The sequence below is a fragment of the Thermococcus barophilus MP genome, assembly GCF_000151105.2.
In the GTDB taxonomy this organism is placed as follows: domain Archaea; phylum Methanobacteriota_B; class Thermococci; order Thermococcales; family Thermococcaceae; genus Thermococcus_B; species Thermococcus_B barophilus.
The window spans coordinates 989576-1010225 of the sequence record NC_014804.1; the positions used below are offsets into that span (position 1 = coordinate 989576).

21 protein-coding genes are annotated in these 20650 nt (G+C 43.4%); 3 read left to right on the plus strand and 18 right to left on the minus strand.

What is annotated here, in order from left to right; genetic code table 11:
- The first annotated feature begins 13 nt into the window (after positions 1 to 13).
- Positions 14 to 1300: a bifunctional L-myo-inositol-1-phosphate cytidylyltransferase/CDP-L-myo-inositol myo-inositolphosphotransferase gene (locus tag TERMP_RS05635; RefSeq protein ID WP_013467404.1), complete on the plus strand. Its 1287-nt coding sequence runs from the start codon at positions 14 to 16 to the stop codon at positions 1298 to 1300.
- Here the strand turns inward: TERMP_RS05635 and TERMP_RS05640 are convergent.
- The 4 genes from TERMP_RS05640 to TERMP_RS05655 are packed head-to-tail and all read right to left on the minus strand — an operon-like array spanning position 1297 to position 5844.
- Positions 1297 to 2379 (minus strand): ABC transporter ATP-binding protein, encoded by a 1083-nt coding sequence (locus TERMP_RS05640; protein ID WP_013467405.1) that lies wholly within the window; start codon positions 2377 to 2379, stop codon positions 1297 to 1299. The two genes, TERMP_RS05635 and TERMP_RS05640, sit on opposite strands and share 4 nt — an antisense overlap.
- Before the next feature lie 10 nt (positions 2380 to 2389).
- Positions 2390 to 3259 carry a carbohydrate ABC transporter permease gene (locus TERMP_RS05645; protein ID WP_013467406.1) on the minus strand — a complete coding sequence of 290 codons (870 nt, stop codon included), beginning with the start codon at positions 3257 to 3259 and terminating at the stop codon, positions 2390 to 2392.
- Complete coding sequence (locus TERMP_RS05650; protein ID WP_013467407.1) at positions 3259 to 4206, minus strand: carbohydrate ABC transporter permease; 948 nt, start codon at positions 4204 to 4206, stop codon at positions 3259 to 3261. The genes TERMP_RS05645 and TERMP_RS05650 overlap by 1 nt, the downstream gene beginning before the upstream one ends.
- Positions 4207 to 4218: 12 nt before the next feature.
- Positions 4219 to 5844 (minus strand): extracellular solute-binding protein, encoded by a 1626-nt coding sequence (locus TERMP_RS05655; protein WP_013467408.1) that lies wholly within the window; start codon positions 5842 to 5844, stop codon positions 4219 to 4221.
- A gap of 393 nt (positions 5845 to 6237) precedes the next feature.
- Between TERMP_RS05655 and TERMP_RS05660 the strand changes: the two genes are divergently transcribed.
- Complete coding sequence (locus tag TERMP_RS05660) at positions 6238 to 7389, plus strand: inositol-3-phosphate synthase (RefSeq protein WP_013467409.1); 1152 nt, start codon at positions 6238 to 6240, stop codon at positions 7387 to 7389.
- Between the two features lie 8 nt (positions 7390 to 7397).
- On the opposite strand, the gene TERMP_RS05665 is transcribed toward TERMP_RS05660, so the two are convergent.
- Entirely contained in the window at positions 7398 to 9326 is a 1929-nt protein-coding gene (locus TERMP_RS05665) for a helicase C-terminal domain-containing protein (RefSeq protein ID WP_013467410.1), read from the minus strand.
- A 71-nt stretch (positions 9327 to 9397) separates the two neighbouring features.
- On the opposite strand from TERMP_RS05665, the gene TERMP_RS05670 reads away from it, so the two are divergent.
- The gene (locus tag TERMP_RS05670; protein WP_013467411.1) at positions 9398 to 9682 is read left to right on the plus strand and encodes a hypothetical protein; all 285 of its coding nucleotides are present in this window, start codon (positions 9398 to 9400) and stop codon (positions 9680 to 9682) included.
- Here TERMP_RS05670 and TERMP_RS05675 read toward each other — a convergent pair.
- The 13 genes from TERMP_RS05675 to TERMP_RS05735 form a co-directional block, all read right to left on the minus strand.
- Positions 9672 to 10718, minus strand: coding sequence for a M42 family metallopeptidase (locus TERMP_RS05675; RefSeq protein ID WP_013467412.1), 1047 nt, complete (start codon positions 10716 to 10718; stop codon positions 9672 to 9674). The genes TERMP_RS05670 and TERMP_RS05675 overlap by 11 nt on opposite strands.
- Positions 10719 to 10842: 124 nt before the next feature.
- Positions 10843 to 12405, minus strand: coding sequence for a proton-conducting transporter transmembrane domain-containing protein (locus TERMP_RS05680; RefSeq protein ID WP_013467413.1), 1563 nt, complete (start codon positions 12403 to 12405; stop codon positions 10843 to 10845).
- An 11-nt stretch (positions 12406 to 12416) separates the two neighbouring features.
- Positions 12417 to 12902 (minus strand): Na+/H+ antiporter subunit E, encoded by a 486-nt coding sequence (locus tag TERMP_RS05685; RefSeq protein WP_013467414.1) that lies wholly within the window; start codon positions 12900 to 12902, stop codon positions 12417 to 12419.
- Positions 12899 to 13312, minus strand: coding sequence for a Na+/H+ antiporter subunit C (locus tag TERMP_RS05690; RefSeq protein ID WP_013467415.1), 414 nt, complete (start codon positions 13310 to 13312; stop codon positions 12899 to 12901). The genes TERMP_RS05685 and TERMP_RS05690 overlap by 4 nt, the downstream gene beginning before the upstream one ends.
- Entirely contained in the window at positions 13305 to 14075 is a 771-nt protein-coding gene (locus tag TERMP_RS05695) for an MnhB domain-containing protein (RefSeq protein ID WP_013467416.1), read from the minus strand. The genes TERMP_RS05690 and TERMP_RS05695 overlap by 8 nt, the downstream gene beginning before the upstream one ends.
- Positions 14076 to 14330 (minus strand): hydrogenase subunit MbhD domain-containing protein, encoded by a 255-nt coding sequence (locus tag TERMP_RS05700; protein WP_013467417.1) that lies wholly within the window; start codon positions 14328 to 14330, stop codon positions 14076 to 14078.
- Entirely contained in the window at positions 14323 to 14682 is a 360-nt protein-coding gene (gene mnhG, locus TERMP_RS05705) for a monovalent cation/H(+) antiporter subunit G (protein ID WP_013467418.1), read from the minus strand. Before mnhG ends, TERMP_RS05700 begins: the two co-directional genes overlap by 8 nt.
- Positions 14679 to 14963 carry a monovalent cation/H+ antiporter complex subunit F gene (locus tag TERMP_RS05710; RefSeq protein ID WP_013467419.1) on the minus strand — a complete coding sequence of 95 codons (285 nt, stop codon included), beginning with the start codon at positions 14961 to 14963 and terminating at the stop codon, positions 14679 to 14681. Before TERMP_RS05710 ends, mnhG begins: the two co-directional genes overlap by 4 nt.
- Positions 14953 to 15531 (minus strand): NADH-quinone oxidoreductase subunit B family protein, encoded by a 579-nt coding sequence (locus TERMP_RS05715; protein WP_013467420.1) that lies wholly within the window; start codon positions 15529 to 15531, stop codon positions 14953 to 14955. The genes TERMP_RS05710 and TERMP_RS05715 overlap by 11 nt, the downstream gene beginning before the upstream one ends.
- Positions 15524 to 16042 (minus strand): 4Fe-4S dicluster domain-containing protein, encoded by a 519-nt coding sequence (locus TERMP_RS05720; protein ID WP_013467421.1) that lies wholly within the window; start codon positions 16040 to 16042, stop codon positions 15524 to 15526. The genes TERMP_RS05715 and TERMP_RS05720 overlap by 8 nt, the downstream gene beginning before the upstream one ends.
- 3 nt (positions 16043 to 16045) lie before the next feature.
- Positions 16046 to 17659 carry a hydrogenase large subunit gene (locus TERMP_RS05725; protein ID WP_013467422.1) on the minus strand — a complete coding sequence of 538 codons (1614 nt, stop codon included), beginning with the start codon at positions 17657 to 17659 and terminating at the stop codon, positions 16046 to 16048.
- A 2-nt stretch (positions 17660 to 17661) separates the two neighbouring features.
- Positions 17662 to 18543, minus strand: a complete 882-nt coding sequence (locus TERMP_RS05730; RefSeq protein WP_013467423.1) for a respiratory chain complex I subunit 1 family protein — start codon at positions 18541 to 18543, stop codon at positions 17662 to 17664.
- Positions 18540 to 20447, minus strand: a complete 1908-nt coding sequence (locus TERMP_RS05735) for a proton-conducting transporter transmembrane domain-containing protein (RefSeq protein WP_013467424.1) — start codon at positions 20445 to 20447, stop codon at positions 18540 to 18542. Before TERMP_RS05735 ends, TERMP_RS05730 begins: the two co-directional genes overlap by 4 nt.
- Positions 20448 to 20650: the final 203 nt, after the last annotated feature.

Sequence of the window (20650 nt, forward strand, 5' to 3'; positions counted from 1 at the left end):
GGGGGTGAAGTTAATGACCCCAAAGAGGGCAGTGATTCTTGCGGCTGGACTTGGAACAAGGCTGAGAAAGCTGACTGAAGAAACCCCCAAAGGTCTTCTAAAAGTTGCTGGTAGAGAAATCCTCTATAGAACCATGAAAGTTCTCCAAGAGCTTGGTGTTGAAGAGTTTATAATCGTTACAAATCCAAAATACGAGACTAAATTTAGAGAATTCGCTAAGAAGAATAGTTTTAAGGTTCAGATTGTAATAAACGAACATCCAGAGAAGGGCAATGGGTATTCTCTTTACTTAGCCAAGGATTTAGTTGGCGAAAAGTTCATCCTTGTCATGAGTGATCATATCTATGGAAAAGCTTTTCTTGAGAGAGCTGTGAAAGGGAAAGGTCTCATTGTTGATAAAGCCCCAAAGTATACCAGCGTTGAGGAAGCAACAAAGGTTAGAATCAAAGATAGCTGCGTGGAGGACATTGGAAAGCACCTTAAAGATTTTGACGCCATTGATACTGGATTCTTCGTCTTGACTCCCGAGATATTTGATGTTGCTGATGAGATTCTATCAGAAAAAGGAAAAGCTGAGCTGAGCGAGATCGTGAAAAGAGCAAAGCTTAAAGTAACTTCTGTGAGCGGATTTTTCTGGATGGACATTGACACTCCAGAGGATATCAAGAAAGCAAGAAAGCTTGTAATCCAGAGTTCTGTAAAGGGGAGTGGAGATGGTGTCATATCAAGACATTTGAACAGAAAAATCTCCACGAGAATAAGCTCTTTCTTAGTTGATTACGTTACTCCCAACCAGATGACAGTTGTAACTTTCTTGCTTGGCATTCTCTCAGCTTTACTGAATTTTGTCAGCATTCCCCTAGCCGGGATTCTGTATCAAATAAGCTCTATTCTTGACGGTGTTGATGGAGAGATTGCACGTGCGAGCATGAAGACGAGCAGATTTGGTGGTTATGTGGACTCAATTCTTGACAGATACGTGGACTTTGCATTTCTGCTCACATTGGCTTATGTTACAATTAAAGAACCACTCTGGTGGGCAATAGCTGTGACAGCAATCTTTGGCTCAGCGATGGTAAGCTATTCAACGGAGCGTTATAAGGCAGCGTATGGAAGCGACATTTACAGGGAAATATATACAATGCGATACCTTATCGGAAAGAGGGACGAAAGGATATTCCTAACAATGTTATTCTGCTTAGCCGGGCAAATAAAAGCTCTCTTTGCTCTATTAGCAGTCTTAACAAATCTTAGAATAGCGGCGACAGTTTGGCTGGTATGGAAAAATAAGAAAGACTAAACCAAAAACTCCAGAGCTTTTTCTGTCTTTTTATCAAACAGAACAATTCTATCTTCCCTAATTTTCACCGTCACTTTCTCTCCAAATGTGAAGTGTTCCCCTTCTGGTGCAAACACTTTAACAAATGCCTTATCAACGGAAACAGTGACTATCTGCTCTCTTCCAAGAGGTTCGAAAGAGTATACCTCTCCAACCAATCCTTCACTGATGCCCTTTACAACCTCTGCATCATGCGGTCTAAATCCAAGGAGCACTTCCTTTATGCCGAGCTTTTCAATCAGCCCCCTATACTGACCAGGGACTGGTATTCTGCTTTCATAAACCCTTAAGTAGTCATTTTCAACTTCCGCTTCAACAAAATTCATGGGTGGATTTCCAAGGAATCCCCCAACAAACTTGTATTTTGGCTTGTAGTAAACTTCATCCGGAGTCCCCACCTGAAGTATCTTCCCTTCCCTAATCACAGCTATTCTGTCAGCCATTGCCAATGCCTCAGCTTGGTCATGAGTAACGTAAACTGCTGTAATGCCTAACTCCTTCTGCAGTCTCTTCAGCTCAGCTCTAACTTCAATTCTAAGCAGAGCATCTAAGTTGCTCAGAGGCTCATCCAAGAGCAGGACATCAGGTTCTTTGACTAAAGCTCTTGCTATTGCAACTCTCTGCTGCTGACCACCGCTGAGCTGCCATGGATATCTGTCAAGCAGGTTTTCAATGTGGAGCATCTTTGCAACTTCTATAACCTTCTTCTCAATTTCCTGCTTGGGAGCTTTTCTCAGCTCAAGAGGAAACGCTATATTGTCAAAAACTTTCATGTGAGGATAAAGTGCCCAGTTCTGGAAAACCAATCCCACGTTTCTGTCCTTTGGAGGAACTTCTGTAACATCTCTATCATCAAAATAAATTCTCCCACTTGTCGGTTTATAAATCCCGGCTATCGTGTAAAGCAAAGTGGATTTTCCACTTCCTGAAGGACCTAACAATGCCATGAACTCTCTATCATCAATTTTTAGATTAATATTGTCCAGAGCCGTGAAGTCTCCAAATTTTTTGGTTATATTTTCAAGGGTAATCTTAACCATTTCAACCACCTCACCCTTTGATTCCACCTGAATAGCCCTGCAGTAATATCTGCTGAGCCGTAAGGAAGAATATTATTGTTGGAAGCAGGTAAAGGGTTCCAGCCGCAGCTATCAGCGGCATGTGTGTGTATTCAGCTTCGATGTTTGCCTCAATAAATGTCGCTAAGGTCTGGTCAATGAGGAAAGTTCTTACGTAGATTATGTCCTGCCAGCCAGCCAAGAATGCAAAAAGTGCGACAGCCAAGATTCCCGGCTTAATTAAAGGCAGCATGATTTTCCGCCAGACTTTTATCCTTGATGCTCCGTCAATTATGCCCGACCACTCAAACTCCCAAGGTATCGTGTCAAAGAAGCCCTTCATCAACCAGACGGACATCGGAATCTCAAGAGCCGCCCTTGCCAGTATCACGTAGAAGAATGAGTAAAGCCTTATCAAATCTGGGCTCTGTGGAAATGTCAAACGGTAGAGCAGGTAAACACCAACGATTAGTGCAACTCCCGGGAAGGCGTGAAGAATTAAGAGCAGAATCATCATATGCTTTCTCCCTTTAAAGTCAATTCTTGAAAGTGAGTATCCAGCCAAGGCACTTATGAATGTTACAACCCCTGAAACTCCAAGAGCGACCACAAGAGTATGGAAGGTAACTTTCAGTATGTTTGTTCTGATTCCACCTGTCGTTGCCAGTTTTCCTTGAAACACATTAATCCAGTTCTCTAAAGTGAAGTGGAATGATTTTAGATCCAAATTGGTGACCATCTCTTTGCTGAAGCTTGAAAGCACTAACAGAGAAAAGCCGAGGATCAAAGGCAAGCTTGCGAAGAGGATTGCAAGAATGATTACCCACTCATATCTGCTCGGTCTCGTTTCTACGTCTTTCATCAGAAGTCACCCCTCGGTCTTTTCATCATTTTCTCAAATTGTAGAACTTTCAAGGTTACAAATCCCCCAATCACGCCAATTATTGACAATATCACTGCTGCCGCTGCCGCTAATCCTTGATCCTGCTCCCCTCTACCAAAGGCTGTGTTGAATACATACAATGCGAGGGTTGTTCCGTAGTCCCTGTTCACCAAGTCCCACTGAACAAGAAGGAAGATGTGCGGATACGTCGTGAGTAGGCTTAGGAACTGCCATGTTAAAACATAGAGAAAGTGCCACTTTGTAAGGGGAATTAAGATTTTTCTTGAAATTTCCCACGCAGATGCTCCATCAACTCTCGCCGCTATTACAAGCTCCCTCGGAATCTGGTTCAAAGCTGATGTGAAGACTATCATGCCAAAGCTCACACCAACAAGACCGTTCACAAAAATAATTATGCTCCATGCTCCCCAAGGTACAGTTTGACCCCATGGAATTGGCTGAGAAATCACTCCAAGCTTCATTAAAATTGAATTCAATGTCCCAATTTCACTTCCATGGAAGAAATAATACCAGACAAGACTGTAAACAGCTATTGGAGACATTCTCGGCAGAAGCCAGAGAAGCCTAAAACTTGAAGCTGGCTTTTCGCTTATGAAGAAAGTAGCTAAAGCTAACGCTAAACCTCCAAAAACGTTAATGATGAGCGTGATTCCAACGAAAACCACAGTTGTTAAAATCACAGCCTTAAAAGTTGGATCATGCTGGAACATATAAAACAATCGCTCATAATTGTAAAGCCCAACAAAGTCTTTAAGATACCTTTCAACATTCCAGTTCCGCATCTGGGTGAAGCTTATATAGACCGTCATAATAAGCGGAATCAAATAGAACAGCACAACCATCAGAAGCATTGGAGAAAGAAAAAAGGAAAGGGCTGTAAACTTCTCCTTATTAATTTTATTCATGCTCCCACCTCTTCACTGTGGAAACTTCCAGTTCTTTGGAATCTCTCCCTGTATCTCAACATTCTCCTTGAGCTCTGGATCAGCGTTAACCTTCTGGATAATGTAATTAACGGCATCTTCTGGTGTCATTTCACCTCTAAGGACCTTATCAACTGCTTCCTTGAAGATATCTGCCAGTGCTGGATACTTTGGATGTGCTGGGGCTAAGTGCGTGTATTCAAGCATGTAGCTGACATCTGCCAAGAACTGTGCGTTGATTGGATTGACAGTCGCTTGGACAATGTTCTTGATGTTATCCTTAACTGTTGGATCCAGATCAAGGTTGAGATTCTTCAAGTCATTGAGCCACTTTTCGTCTTTAATAAGCTTTGCAGCCTCCTTTCTCACGGGCAGGTGAGCTGAGATAACGCTGTGAATTGCATTGATGTCTGGATCGCTCGCCTTTATGACCATGAGGAATGCAAGCATGTGGTAAACATCTTTAAGCTCATCATACTTCGGATTCTGGGCACCGGCTTTTGAGTTTATCATCCAAATGAAGGGCTGGCTGAGTGTCACTGGCTTGTCTCCCTTTTCTCCAGCTGGGAATAAAGTGTAGGCGAACCATTCTTTAACTTCCTCAGGTTTCAGACCCCTGCCGTGATAGTACTGCTTTGTCTGCCACTCTGTCCAGTACCATGTACCACCTATGTCGAAGAGGGTTTTTCCTTCAACAATTGTTGGGTGAATCTGCTTAGCCCAATCCCAGCTCATTATGTCTTTTGGAAGCAGGCCATCTTGGGCAAACTTCCACTCAACGTAGAGCCACTTGTACACAGCTGGAACATCAACGACGAGCTTTCCAGTGTTTGGATCGTAAAGCTTTCCGCCAAAGGCGAAGATGAACTGTATTAGGTCTGGGTGAGCTGAACCCTTTCTGTGGATCAATCCCCATTCAGCAGCGCCGCTCTCTTTTGCCTTCTTTGCCCAGTAGTAGACATCGCTCCATGTGAACTCCCCACTTTTCACCTTTTCGGGAAGGGTGTTCACGTCAAGTCCAATCTTTGCGGCAACATCTTTTCTAACGTAGAGAGGTCTTGCCTCTGTATCTTGGGGTAGACCATAAAGCCTTCCCTTGTACTTTGAAGCCTCTATGAGTGATGGGTAAAAATCATCAATGACGCTCTTGTAGGCGTTTGCATAGTCCGTTATATCAAGAATGTAGCCTTCATCTGCCAGTGTTGGGAGGAATGCATAAGAGTTCACGAAGAAATCTCCAGCTTGTCCAAGTGGCTGCTTGCTGAGGTATTCCTTATAGGCATCTTGGAAAGATGCAACGTAGTGCGTGTCTGTAATCACAATTTTCACTTTAATCCCATTATCTTCCCAGATTTTGTTTATCCTTCTCGCTGCTTCGACAATACCATAGACTCTCATGACACTGTTTGGATCACCTGAACCCCATGCAGAGAACTTGACCTCATTAATCCCGTTCTGCTCAAGAACCTTACCTATTGCCACCACATCTTTTGTAAAGTCTCCAGTAAGCTGAACTTTACCCGCTGTCTGAGTGGCTGTTTCCTTCTCACCACCAATACAACCGCTGGCAATCACTCCGAGAAGCAATATTGCAACCAACCATACGGCTTTTGCCTTCATTGTCCCCACCTACTATCGGTTTTTAAAAGTCAGAGCCGAAGAGGCTCTAAAGAAGGTTATTTAAGAAAGCAAATCAGAGTCATATTTTAGTTAGCTTTTGTTATTTATAAAATTTGTGGACCCTATGAGGTTAAAAAGGAGTTATGCCCACTTTTGTGAGTGGTATTGAGAGTAGAACGTTCGAAATCTTTAAAAATCGAACTAATATTAATAAATATTTGGAAGTTTTTCCTCGCTGTATTGCGGCCATACCCTGTGCAATTCCGAGTTTTAAGGTTCCCAGTACTTGCAACTCTGCCAGACGAAAGCTTCCCATATTATATTGCTATAAAAATTTTTATAAACAAAAAATATTTAATATGTATAAAACATATAAAAACGGAGGTGGCGACGATGGCGAGGGTTGTCATACTCGGTCAGGGATATGTCGGAAGCATATTTGCAATAGGAGTTGAGCGAATCAAAAGAGGAGATCTCGGCTATTATGGGATTCCATTGGCAAATGAGCTGCCAATAAAGGTAGAGGACATTGAGATTGTTGGTTCTTATGACGTCGACAAGAGCAAGATTGGGAGACCCCTTTACGAAGTTGTCAAGAGGTACTGGGAAGATGAAATCCCGGAGAGTCTCAAGAACGTTGTAGTGAGGAAAGGCATTCACTTAGGAAGCCTCCGCAACCTGCCAATTGAGGCTGAAGGTTTAGAGGACAGGATGACTCTCAAAGAGGCTGTAGAAAAGATTGTTGAAGAGTGGAAGGAGCTCAAGCCAGATGTCATTGTCAATGTCTGTACAACCGAGGCATTTAAGCCGTTCAACAGCAAAGAAGAGCTAATCAAAGCCATAGAAAATGACAACAGGGAGAGACTAACAGCAACACAAGTTTATGCTTATGCTGCTTCGCTGTATGCAAAAGAAGTTGGTGGAGCGGCTTTCGTAAATGCAATTCCAACATTGATAGCAAACGACAATGCATTCCTTGAACTTGCAAAGGAGAGCAACTTAGTCATCTTTGGAGACGACGGTGCAACTGGTGCAACACCGCTAACAGCTGATGTTTTGGCTCACTTAGCTCAGAGGAACAGATATGTCAAAGACATAGCACAGTTCAACATCGGCGGAAATACAGACTTCTTAGCTTTGACAGACAAAGACAGAAACAAGAGCAAAGAATACACAAAGTCAAGCGTTGTAAAGGATATTTTGGGCTACGATGCACCGCACTACATCAAGCCAACTGGATTCCTTGAGCCTCTTGGAGATAAGAAGTTCATCGCAATGCACATCGAGTACGTCAGCTTCAACGGTGCAATAGATGAGCTTGTCATAACTGGAAGAATCAACGACAGCCCAGCCTTGGCTGGATTGTTGGTTGACCTCGTCAGGTTAGGCAAGATTGCCGTTGAGAGGAAGGAGTGGGGAACAGTTTATGAAGTCAACGCATTCTACATGAAGAACCCAGGACCAGCAGAGAAGGGCAACATTCCAAGAATTATTGCTTATGAAAAGATGCGCCAGTGGGCAGGGCTTAAGCCGAGATGGCTGTGATTTTCCCTTCAAACCTTCTCTTCTTCCAAATTTCTGTAAAATCTCCGCAGATACAGCTTCATTCTCGGCAGATTAACGGGTTTCATAGTTTCGTTCATCCAGTCGGGTAAATCTTTTCGTATCGAGCTCCAAAGAACGCGATAGTCCAGAATAATTATTGCCCCTTTCTCTTCGGCACTTCTGTGAACCCTTCCAGCCGCTTGAACAAGCTTTCTGTGAGCAGGCAGATAATAACCGTAGTATCTCCCCTTTCTCGGGAACTTCTTTTCAAAATACCTTATTTGGGCTTGAACCCTCGGAGTAGGTCGTGCATATGGGATTCCAACCAGAACAACGCCGTTCATTTCATCTCCCGAATAATCCTGTCCTTCACTGTTCCTGCCACCCATAACACCTAACAAAACTCCACCTTCCCTCTTTGCCTCCTCTTTAAATGCTCTAACCAAGATGTCATTCTCCTTAGAGCTTGCATTTTTCTTCTCAATGAAAACTTTTTTGCCAACTTCTTCTTCAATTCTCAAATGAACGTTGGCAGACAAGAGACCTTGAAGAACTTCATATGAAGCTGTAAAAACACCAACATTTTTGGGAATGAGCTTTACCGCTTCAACAATGTATTCAGCCATTTTTCTGTATAATTCCAGATTTCTCTCCTCTCCTCTTGTTGAAACATCCTTAGCGACTAAGACAAGGGCATTTTCCTTCTTGACCATCCTCGGGAACTTTTTAAGCTTTGCATTCTCAATTCCCATAATGTCTTTAAAAGCTTCAAGGGGCGTCAGCGTGCCGGACATAAAAATAGCCGATTGAATATCGTTTATGAAATCCAAAGCCTTGGAAGGATCTAAAGCTACTAATTCGAGAGAAAAACCCCTGTCTTTGCTCATTATGAAGAGATAATCCTCCCTACCAATTACAGAAAGCCAGTTCAACAGAAACTCACCGACTCTTCCAACGTAAGAACGTGGAGGCTTGTTTTTCTCAATTTTGTCCTCTCTAATCGCATCTCCAACCTCAACAATTTCTCTCAAGATTCTCACCAAAAGTCTTTCACTGATGTTAAGAATATCAAAAACATGAGAAAATATGCTTTCTGGAAGAATGGGGATTTCCTCAACTTCTCTATCTTTTAAACGCTCATTGTAAAGATTCTCCAGTCCTTTTAAGAAGATGCTCAAAAAGTTTGCAATCTCATGCTCATTGTACTCCTCGGCTTCTTTTACTGCCCTGGTTATGCTGTTAAGGGTTATCTTATCGCTTAAAACATCAATGGCTTGATTCGGTAAGTTGTGAGCTTCATCAAAAATCACAATCAAGTCCTCATAATCAACTCCCAAGCTTTCAATGAATGCATTTCTAATGGCTGGGTTGAGCATGTAGAGATAGCTCGCAACAATCACGTTCGCCTTTTCTCCCACTTTCCTCGTAACTTCATAAGGACAGAGCTCTAAGAGGTTAGAATAGCTGAGAATCTCAATTGGCTGGGAAGGAGAGTTGAGGAAGTATTCAACAATCTCGCTAAATTCATCTTTCTTTTTCTTAACGTTCTCAAAATAATCACATTTGTGGAGCTTTTTGAGGTTTTTACACACAATCATGGCATTGTAGGCATCAGGAACAAAGTTTTGAATGTAGGAGTGAAGGCAAAGCTCTTTTCTGCTCCTGAACTCCACGCCACTGACGGGATTTATCTTATTTATCTCCTTGAGCTCCTCTATAACCCTGTCCATCTGCTTGTGTGTTCTTGCTAAGTAAACAACCTTAAAACCCATGCTCAGGGCATAAGGTAAAACCCCAGCAAGAACGCTTATTGTTTTTCCAAAACCAGTTGGGGCTTCAATTATCAAGTTCTCTCCTTTTCTAACCGCTTCATCGACTAAGCTAATGAACTCCTCTTGATTTGGACGCAGTGATTTATAAGGGAAGTAATCTCTCATTTTGACTCATCAAAAAAGTTATTAATGCTTCTTTTTAACTTTTCTCACAGAGATTAAAAGAGGGGGCTAAAATGGAAGAAAAAGATAAAAAGCTCATTGAAAGTGGCATTGAGGCGTTAATCCTTGGATGGCTGGCGTATCTGTTCTTTTACCAGAACTTCCTCCTCTATAAGTGGCACCGCGGGCTATTGCTACCTTCAAAAATTCCATTCTTGGTTGCAGGAATTCTTGTGGGTTTGGCATACTTCCTCTACAGATGGGAAAAGATAGAGAAGGAGATTCCCAAAGAAGTTCCAAAAGGAACTTCCGCTCCACAGGAGATTCCGGAGGAAAAAGAGAAAGAGCTCAAATCTTAAGCTCGTGGATGTGTTCAAGAACCTTAACCATCAGCTCAACGCCTGCATCGACATCTCTCTCATCAACGACTTCTGCATTTGAGTGAATGTATCTTGATGGAACACTAACGGCACCTGTTGGAACACCAGCCTTATTGAGATGGATTGCTCCTGCATCTGTTCCCCCGCCGAGGAGAATGTCCCACTGGTATGGGATTTCATACTTCTTGGCAAGCTCCTCCATCCATCTGACAATTGTTGGGTGGCAGATAACTGAGCGGTCCATTATTTTAATTGCGGTTCCTTTTCCGAGCTGTGTAACCTGCTTGTGCTCCGGAGTTCCTGGAACGTCAGCTGCGATGGTAACATCAATTGCAAAGCCGTAATCTGGGTCAATGCCAAAGGCACTTGTCCTCGCACCTCTAAGACCCACCTCTTCCTGAACTGTGGCGACGAAGTAAATGTCTGCATTAGTCTCGCTGAGCTTTCTTGCAGTTTCAACTAGAGTATAGACGGCAATTCTATCATCAAATGCAATGCTCACAAGTCTGTGCTTTCCTAATCTCTCCAAACGGCCGTCCCATGTAATGATTGTACCTATCCTAACACCCATCTCTTCTGCCTCTTCCTTGCTCTCAGCGCCAATGTCAATGAAAACCTGGTCCCAGTCTGGAGCTTTCTTCCTGTCCTCTGGCTTCTGAATATGTGGAGGAACTGAACCGCCAACACCGTAGATGAACTTATCCTTGCCAATCCAGACCTTGAAGCGCTGGGCAATTAAAGTCCTTGGGTCAACACCTCCAATTGGTGCAACCCTTAGAAATCCGTTCTTTTCAATGTGGGTAACCATGAGACCAATCTGATCCATATGTGCCGCAAGCATGACCTTTGGACCATCGCCTTTCTTGTGGGCGATAACGTTGCCAAGTTTGTCAACTTTTATCTCGTCAACATGATCTTTGAATGCCTCAATAACAACATCTCTGACCCCTAAGAACTCATATCCTGAAACACCTGGAGCTTCAACGATTTTCTTTAAAAGCTCGTAGTCAACCATTTCCATCGCCTCCGTTTAGATGTCCATCTTAATGATCTCAGCAGAGATATTTAAGGTTTTAGGTAACAAACATTTGGACTCTGGATTTTAATCATGCAGCAAAACTTGAAGAAAAAGGATAAAATCAGTGAAGAACTCTTGAGGCAAGGTTCAAAATTGCATTCACGTAGCTGTTGTAGTCCATTGTTTGAGTTGCTGCTGGGGTTATGAGCTTATCTGTGATGATCGGCGCCATCAGTCCAATGACAATCACCACCAGTGCCAGTAGCAGACAAACTAAGCTCATGCTCGTTGGCTCTTTGATTTCCAGGTTTTCTTTTGGTTTTCTCAGCCAGACGACGTAGAATACACGCATGTAAGCAATTAATGCAGTTGCTGAGCTGAGGACAAGAACTAACGCTAAGACCAAACTCCTATCAAGGAAAGCATTAAAGAGCAACAATTTACTGAAGAATACGTTAAGCGGTGGGATTCCGACCAGGCTTAGCGTTGCAATTGCCAGTGAAAACGTGGCAATAGGCATTCTTCTTCCAAGTCCAGCCAAATCCTCGATATTCCTTGAGCCGACAGCATGAATAAACACTCCAGCCGCCAAGAACAACAACGCCTTGGCAATAGCATGATTAACTAAATGGAACAACGCCGCCTGTAAGCCCAGGGAAGTGCCAAGACCAACAGCCATAAACAAATAACCCATGTGCATGATTGTCGAATAAGCAATCAAACGCTTAACATCCCTCTGAATATTCATCATCAAAGCACCGAATAATGCTGAAACAGCACCCAAGACAATTACAATCGTGCTCAAAGTCCCAATAATATGAGCCAATTCTGGAGCCAATGAACCACCGTAAACAGTGTATAAGAACCTAATCAAAGCATAGACTCCGACGTTAACAACCAATCCAGAGAGGACTGCTGAGATTGGACTTGGAGCTGCCGGGTGAGCCTCCGGAAGCCAGAAGTGGTTTGGCACTATGGCTGCTTTAATGAGGAAAGCCCACGTAGCCAAAGCCAAAGCAACACCAGACGCCAAGATTATGTTCCCAACCGGACTGCCAGTAACGGGAAAACTCAAACTATGAACCTTTGCTGATAAATCAGCAAAATTCACTGTACCAAAGGCGCCATAAAATACCCCCAAGGCAAGGAAGTACATGGTAGTCCCAACTGCACCAATCAAAGCATACTTAAGCCCGGCAGTAACTGAGTCCCCCCTGTCGCGGTAGAACATTACCAAGGCATAAGCAGCAATGCTCGTAACCTCAATCATGACGAAGAGGTTGAAAGCATCACCCGTCAATAATACACCAAGCAAACCAGCCTCCAAGCCCAAGTAAAGCGTATAATACCACTCCAAGCCTTCCTCGTGCTCTAAATACCTATAAGAGTAGATTGCAATTAAGAACATTAACCCAGCAGTGACCAAGGCAATCAAAGCACTCAGCCTGTCAACCTCATAAACTATTCCAATTGGGGCAATCCACTTGCCGAAAGTATAAACTAAGGGAGTGCTTGAAGAGTAAGCCAGCTGGAAGAGCTTAAACGAGGAGATTAAAGTCAAGCCCGTTCCAATTAGAGCATAAGTTTGGACGATTTTTCTGTTTCCTTTGATGAGGATTGAGAATAATGGCAGTGCGAAGGCGAAGACGATTGGAATGATTGGGGTCAAGCCAGCGACGTTCATCCTTCACCACCTCACTCGAAGATTTTCTTAGCATATTTCTCAAAATCTTCGCAAATTTCCTTCTTTGCCTTCTCTGGTTCTTCCGTTGTAACGTTAATCCAGTTCACATACATGTACTCATCATCCAAGTCCACAACCACTGTACCTGGTGTGTTCGTTATGGAATTTGCCACAAGGGTTTTCGCATAATCCGTCTTCACATCAATTGGCACTTTGACAATTCCCGGAGTATAGCTGCCCGTGATTGTTCTAATCATCACATCCAAGTGTGCCTTTACTTCGGCAACAAGCATGTACCAGATGAAGTAAATGCCAAGCCAAAGCCATCTAACTGGATTTAACGCCTTAGCATCACTCTGAACGAGGTATTTGCCTACAAGCAAGCCAACACCAATAGCTACAACAACTCCAGTTGCTAAGTCAAATGGCTTTGCAGAGCCAGTGAAAATAATGTAAGTGATGAATGCTAATAGTGCAGTTGGAATTATCCCCCTCATTGACTCTCACCCCTTAAAATTGCTGGAAGTTTCTTTCCTAATTCTCTAGTGTCTACAGTCCCGTACAAGCGGTAGATTTGGATTATTGCAAAGGCAATGAGCACGTTTACAGCCATTCCAATGACTACTGCCGTTATTACCAAAGCCTGCGGCAGAGGATCAACTGCCGTGCTGACAAACTGTTGGAGTGACTCTTTACTTAAACTCGGCAAAATCGGCGGTGCTACTGGATAAATCAAACGGTAACCGAGTAAGACAACAAGTAAATTAGCAGTATCCCCAAAGATTGTTAACGCAATAAGTTTTTTGACTAAATTAGGCCTTCTGGCGATACCATAGAGGCTTATCACGATTGTCGCAATCAGGGATAATATAATGACTGCCCAGATGAATGTTACAACTTCACTCATTCTCAACCCTCCTTAAGAACTTCCTGAATACGCTTTCCGGGATTGCTAAGAGCAGGAATACTGCCGTGAATCCAGCTCCGACAGCCAAGAACTCGAAGAAGTTGTAGTAAATCAGTGAACCGCTTACAAGCTGTCCTCCAAGCTCAGCTGGGAAGACTGGTTGATTCTGCATGATGAAGCCACCACTGAGGATTGGAACTAATGCTATGAGAGCAATTCCCAAGAGACCAATAGAACGAAGTATCAGTGCCCTCGTCTTGTCCAAACCGTGTTCTTCAAGAGCATACTTTGAGTAGGCGGCAATTATCAGCAGAGGAGCAACAGCCAATGCCGAACCGCCCTGGAATCCACCACCTGGTGTGAGGTGACCGTGCAATGCTATTGATGCCGAGACAGCAAGAATCATAGCAACAATAATCTTCGTCACTGATTTGATTACCAAGGTCAAACCACCGTTGAATTCTTTTGGTTTTTGTTTTGCCTCCTTTTCCTGCTTTTTGTTTAATCTGAAGAGTGTTAAGCTTCCAATGATTGCAAGGAAGAAGACTGAGGTCTCAAAGAGAGTATCAACTCCACGATAATCCCACAAGATTGAGGTTACAACTTCCGGGCTTTTTGCTGAGTAATCGCCAAAGTAGCTGTTCTCCAAGTAGAATTCGCCCAACGGTCTTAACTCAGTTTGCTGTGGGAGTTTTGGGGCAATGTAGTATGCTAATGCGAAGATTGTGACTAAGATGACTGCAAGCGGGATTAGCTTTTTCATTTACACCACCTCGTATCTTTGGGTTTTACCTACCACGAAGACCAACAATGCCGTGTAAATTCCCACTGCTATTGCTACATAAGCTAAGACTATATCGGGCGCCATTAGAATGTAGAAGGCTATTGCATAAGCAATAGCTTGTACTGCCGAGAATCCAATAGCCTTAAGGAGGTCTTTTTCAATGATTGCGAGGTAGGAGAAGATTAATCCAATAAGGACTGTGATGAGGAGCATTAGTAAGTGGATTTCAATCATTCTCCCTCACCTCTGCCAAGTGATCGCATTTAGGCTCCCACTTGACGATTTTAGCCCTGTGGGCAGCGTAAGCTAAGGCATGTGCACCAGCTGGAGCTGCCAAGAGCACAATTATTCCAGTAACAAAGCTTGCCCCTGCTATAGCGTACTTGTGGGGTAAAAAATCAGAGCCTAACGCAAGGAAGCCAACGCCAAACAATGGAACTACTGCTCCCCCAATAGTTCCTACCGTAGCAGCGTGCAGGCGAATGTAAAAGTTTGGGAATCGTAGCAATCCTAATGCGCCAAAGAGGTCACATATTCCGCCGATGATTATCATGAGCGCTCCTAAGTAGAATAAAACCTCGCTCATGCCCCCACCTCCTTGCTGACCAAATGCTTTGCGATGTAAATGTCCAGCAGGTAAGCCCACAATGCCAAAGTTATTGCCGCACTGATTAAGAATGCTGACTTGAAGTAAACCGCAAGGATAGCCATGAATGCAGCAATGTCAAAACTCATGCAATCAACGGCAAGAATAATATCCACTATTGTGGGGCCCTTAAAAGCCCTGATTGCATAAATAACGAACGCCAAAAGGTAAAGCGGAATAACAAATTTCATCAAAAGAAAAAACTGGCTCTCAAGGCTCATCAGCACCACCATCCGTTTTAACAACTATGTTGGGAACAAAGTGTCTTGTCTCCTTTGCTTCTCCAAAGAGAATTTCAACTATGTCTCTCTCTGTCTTCTCGTCGAGCTCTTCGATGTAAATTTCTCTCTTCTGCTTCTGCTTTACTAAGCCCCTTGCCATTGCTACAGCATAGATTATCGCCTCAGGCTTGGGGGGACAGCCCGGAATGTAAATTGTCGTTGGCGGCTCAATGCCATACTCCTCCTTGAGGATTTTGTAGAGCTCTTTCACGCCGCCAATCACTGCATAGGTATCATACCATATCCCGCCACCACAGGCACAGGAGCCGATAGCCAAGACTATCTTCGGCTCTGGGACTGCCTTAAATGCCTCAATGACCTTTGGCAGACACTCTCTTGTAACTGGACCGGTAAAAGCTATTGCATCAGCATGTCTTGGTGAACCAACGAGCTTGATTCCAAATCTCTCAACATCCTGCTTGGGGGCGAAGATGTTAAGTATTTCAATATCACAGCCATTGCAGCTCCCGCTGTTTAAGTGAAAGACCCATAAGCTTTTCTCAAACAAATTCACCACCTCCCTTTGCAAAAATTAACCTTTCCGATACTTTCTTGGCCCTGCATTCTGGACACAGAAACATCATCTCCCTCTCCCAAGGCTGGAGTTCCTTCGCTGAGTAGAGCAAATGTCTGAAGGTGTCAAATGGTCTGCCGCATTCCTCACAGCGAACCATCTTCAGCTCAACAAACTGGTGCAGATCTTCTTCAGAGAGAGTAGCCAGCTCAAACTCTTTTGTGAGCTTTATTGCTCCGGTAGGACACACATCTTGACAGCGAGCACAGAAGATGCATCTTCCTATGAAGAGGTGAACCACTCTAACCCCTCTCTCTGGCTCATCATACACCTGCAGTGCTTGAGGAGGACAGGCATTTGAGCATGATGTGCACCCAATGCATTTCTCTGGATCAATTACGGGCTTTCCCCTAAAGCCCTCCGGAACTTCAATTGGGACAAAAGGATACTTCTCCGTTACCTTTCCAATGCTTACAGCCTTAGCAATAAGCTTAAACCTCCCCATCGCTCACAGCCTCCTTAAATACTCATCAAGGGAGCATCTGCAGACTTTTTCTCCGTCAACAATGACCATATGATCTGTACACGAGAAGCATGGGTCTATTGAGGCTATGATTATTGGGGCATCCGCTAATTTTTCTCCCATGAGCATTATGGGAACAGCAGGTAGATTGTTGTAGGTTGGCGCTCTTGGACGCCATCTGTAAACTTTGTTGCCACCCTCAGTAATTACAAAGTGCACATCTTCTCCTCTTGGGGCTTCAGTTGCTCCAATGCCAACTGCATATTCTGGGAGTTCATAATCTTCGTTTAGAATGTCTCCCTGTGGTAGTTGATCTAAAGCCTGCTCAATTAGCCAGAAGCTTTCAAATGTCTCCTCGTATCTTACCAAAAATCTCGCGAGAACATCTCCCTCCTTGTAGACAGGCACCTTGAACTCCAGGTCTCCATAGGCTGCATATGGATGATCCCTCCTTACATCGGTGTCAATGCCAGATGCCCTCGCAACAGGTCCAACTACACCTATTTCCCTGCCCTCTTTCTTTGGAAGAACACCAACTCCCTCCATTCTGCTTATGAGCTCCTTCATCCCAGCAGCGTTGTCAAGAACTTCTTTTGTCTCCTTTTTGGTTTTTTCAAAAATTTCAAGCACTTTTTTCTTCTTTTCTTCATCAATGTCTCTCCTGACGCCGCCTATGAGGTTCATCCCATAGGTCTTTCTATTTCCGGTCAAAAGTTCCGCCAAATCCATAAATGCCTCTCTTATACGCCATGTGTGCATGAAGCCAGAATCAAAGCCAAGTAAATGGAAGGCAACACCAAACCAGAGCAAATGGGAGTGCAGTCTTTCAAGCTCCAGGAGTATGGTTCTTATATAAAGAGCCCTTTCTGGAACCTCAATTTTGGCCGCATCCTCAACGGCTTGAGCATAGGCACAGTTGTGGGTGTAACCACAGATTCCGCAGATTCTCTCGGCTAAGAATGGAATCTGATTTATTGTCATCCTTTCCTCTGCCAATTTTTCCAGACCTCTATGGACGTGAAATCCCCTGTAGACTGCCCCAACTATTTCCTCACCTTTGACATGGAGCTCAAAAACTTCCGGCTCGTGAAGCGTTGGATGATAGGGCCCAACTGGAACCTCCATAACTCCTGGTTTTTTCTCCTTTTTTGGAGGCTTAAACTCAATCCTTGGGGGTCTTTCGTTGTAGTGGAATTCTTTTCTTAATGGATGCACACCTTCAGGCCAATCATCGGGCAGAATAAGCCTCAAAGGTTCTGGATGCTCATCAAAGAAAATTCCAACCATATCCATTGCCTCTCTCTCAGCCCAGTTTGCACCGCTTATGATCGGAGTGATTGAGGGTATCTTGGAATTATTTGCAACTGTTTTGAGAATTACATATCTCTTTTCAGATTCACAGTTGAAGATGTGATACATTGAAAAGCCTACTCCCAGTAAGCGCTCGTCAACACCAACTCCAGTGGCATAATAGCAGCCCGCTTTGAAAAGCAGCTCTGCAGTGGTTCTAAGCTTATCATTTGGAACCAAAGCCAAGATCACTTTTTCATCATGCCTGAGGATTTTAGCATCATTTCCTTTCAGAATCTCAATTATCATGACTACCACCCCACCACGGCTATGAGCCACACAATTAAAGCCAAAGCAGAAAGCTTCTTCATCAGCTTGACAGCTTGGTCAATCCTGAATCTTCCATAGTAAGCTTCGAATATTGAATAAATCATTGAAAGGATCATTATGCCAAGGAGATAACCAATGAGTCTTGTTGGATTCTGGATCGGAAGGATGAAGTTCAAAAGCAAGCTGTAAAGGAGAAGGCGCTTCAGGAATATCGAATATTCAAGTAAACCGAGATGCTTTCCGCTGTATTCGATTAGAGGACCCTCAATTATTTCAGGCTCAGCTTCAGCAATATCAAAGGGCAATCTGGCACTTGCAACGTATATCACAAGGAGAAGCAAAAGTAATGCAAGAACTGAGGAAATCCTCAAAGGTAGCGGGAACAGCTGATCAAAACTCAAGCTTTTACCTATTACAGCTATCGTACCTACTATGAAAGCCAAGAGCAGCTCTTCACTCATAAAGAGGGAAACCTCCCTGTTTGAACCTATCTGGGCATAGGGATTCCCCGAGGAAAACGCTCCGATGACAAAGCTCAAAGTTGCCAGGCCAAGGAGATAAACCACAACTATAAAGTCTCCAATGAAGTTTATTGAGCTGGGCAGGAGAGTTGGAACTATTAAATAAGCTGTCAGGACGGCTGTGAAGGTCACATACGGGGCGAGCTTGTAGAATGATTTAACAGAATCTTGAGGTTCAACTGTAGGTCTCTTGAAGAGCTTTATCAAGTCCCACCACGTCTGGAGTATTGATGGTCCTTGTCTGTTCTGCAGACGTGCTCTGATTTTCCTCTCAAGACCATCCACTATTGGAGCAATAAGCAGGGCAAATGCCAAGTTGATTGCCATGAAAATAATGTTCATAGGCTTACACCTCCTAAAACTGCCACCAAAATTACTATCAGAATCATTGCAAGGGAGAGCATTGAGTCCAAATCGTAGGACAGGACTTCAAACTTGGTTCCAAACGCCTTTCCAATCCTCGCAACTTTCTGCACAATGTCTTTACTGGCGTCACCTAAGAGGTAAACTTCATTGAAAGCCTCTCTAAAGTCCCGATAATAAGCGTCAGCAGGCATACCCACATTGAGGTCTTCACTTCTCCCGGTCTTCCAAGTTGACATAACACTGCCCTTTGAGGGAAGGATCAGCAAAGCTATTAATGTTGAAACCAGCAAGAATGCAAAGACTATTACCGGTGAATAACTCCCTGTTTTTGGCACAACGAGAGAGGGATAAACTACAAGAGAAGCTAACGGAACACCTATTGCACCTAAAGCTTGGGATATCATTTTCAATGGAACGAAAGGATAAATTCCAAATGCTATACAAAGCAAAGCTAAGAGGATCTGAGGAGCAGACATTAGGAGGGGAACTTCCTTTGCATTAATTTCCTTAACTGCAGGTTTTGTAAAGATTGCCGTAAAGTATTTCACAAAAGCTCCAAGGGTCACAGCGCTTATGAAAATCGCAATTATTCCAAAAAGTGAAGTTGCTGGAGAGGAAAGGGTTGAGATGTAAATCATCCATTTGCTCACAAATCCGTTGAGGGGTGGCATACCAGCTATTGCAAGTGAGCCTATTAGGGCGGCAAAAGCAGTCAGAGGCATCTTTTTTGCCAAACTTCCCAAATAATTCAAATCCCTTGTGCCTGTTTCATACATCACTGAACCAGCCGTAAGGAAGAGGAGTCCTTTGAAGAAAGCATGATTCATTGTGTGGAAGAGTGCAGCAGCTAAGGCTACACTCCCCAAGAGCTGATTTCCATTCGCGAGGAAGTAAATCCCAGCTCCCATGGGCAAAAGGATGTATCCAATGTTGTCTATACTTGAAAAAGCCAATAAACGCTTTGAATCTTCTTGGAGTAAAGCGTACATCATACTGAAGAAAAGCGTCAGGACTCCAAATACAGCTATTATCAGCCCAATTTCAGGCTCCAACGGGAAGAATGTTATGAAGAATCTTAGCATCATATATATCGGCAGTTTGATCATGATGCCACTCAGTAAGGCTGAGACATTGCTCGGAGCCTCTGGATGGGCATCGGGAAGCCATGAATGGAATGGAATCATAGCCGCTTTAACCCCAAATCCTATGAGCAGTGCAAATGTCAGGGCATAAAGCACTCCAAGATGAGCCGAGAGATAAGCCGGCAGAATGCTGGCAATTTCAGAATAGTCAGCATTAAAGCTTGTCACTTTGAGAATTATCAGCACAACGGCCAAAACAAGAAACTCAGCTCCAGCTTTTGTCATGCAGAAATACTTGAATGCTGCCTTTACGGCTTTCTCTTCGCTCTGCTCAAACGCCACTAAGAATTGGGAAAACAGGCTCATCAGCTCCCAGAAGATTATGAACCACAGTAAGTTCCAGCATATCAAGACAAAATACATTGTCAACAGGAAAATTGGATAGTTGAAGGTGTAAACACGCATGTCCTCTTTGCCGAGATACTTTTCCATGTATTTGATACCGTAAACTGATGCACAGAGGCTTAAAATACCGAGCAGGAGCAGGAAAAATGCCGAAAGCGAGTCAACTCTAAAGACAAGCCAATTGAGGGTTGCAAAAAGCGAAGATGAGTTGAACAGATTGTATTTAAGCTCAAGTGTTGCTTCAAACCCCAATATTCCAATGTATATCATTACCACTGAGGCTATTGCTGATAGTGTACTTACCATTTTGAGAGATATTTTTGCCTTTGACAACCCCACTACTGCCGCTACAATTAATATACCAACGGGTATTAACAACATCTGAGTCTCCATTGCTGTTCACCCAAATTTTTCTTAATTTGTCTTGATTTTAGCAAAGTATCTATTTACACACCACATTGCCCGAAATACATTGGGTGAAATTTTTATTCATGAAATTAAACTCATACATCTGTGAAATTTTCTGGCGAGTTTTGTTTATATATTTTGCCTAATGTATTCATTTTAAACCTTTGGTTAAAACGTACATTATGGGA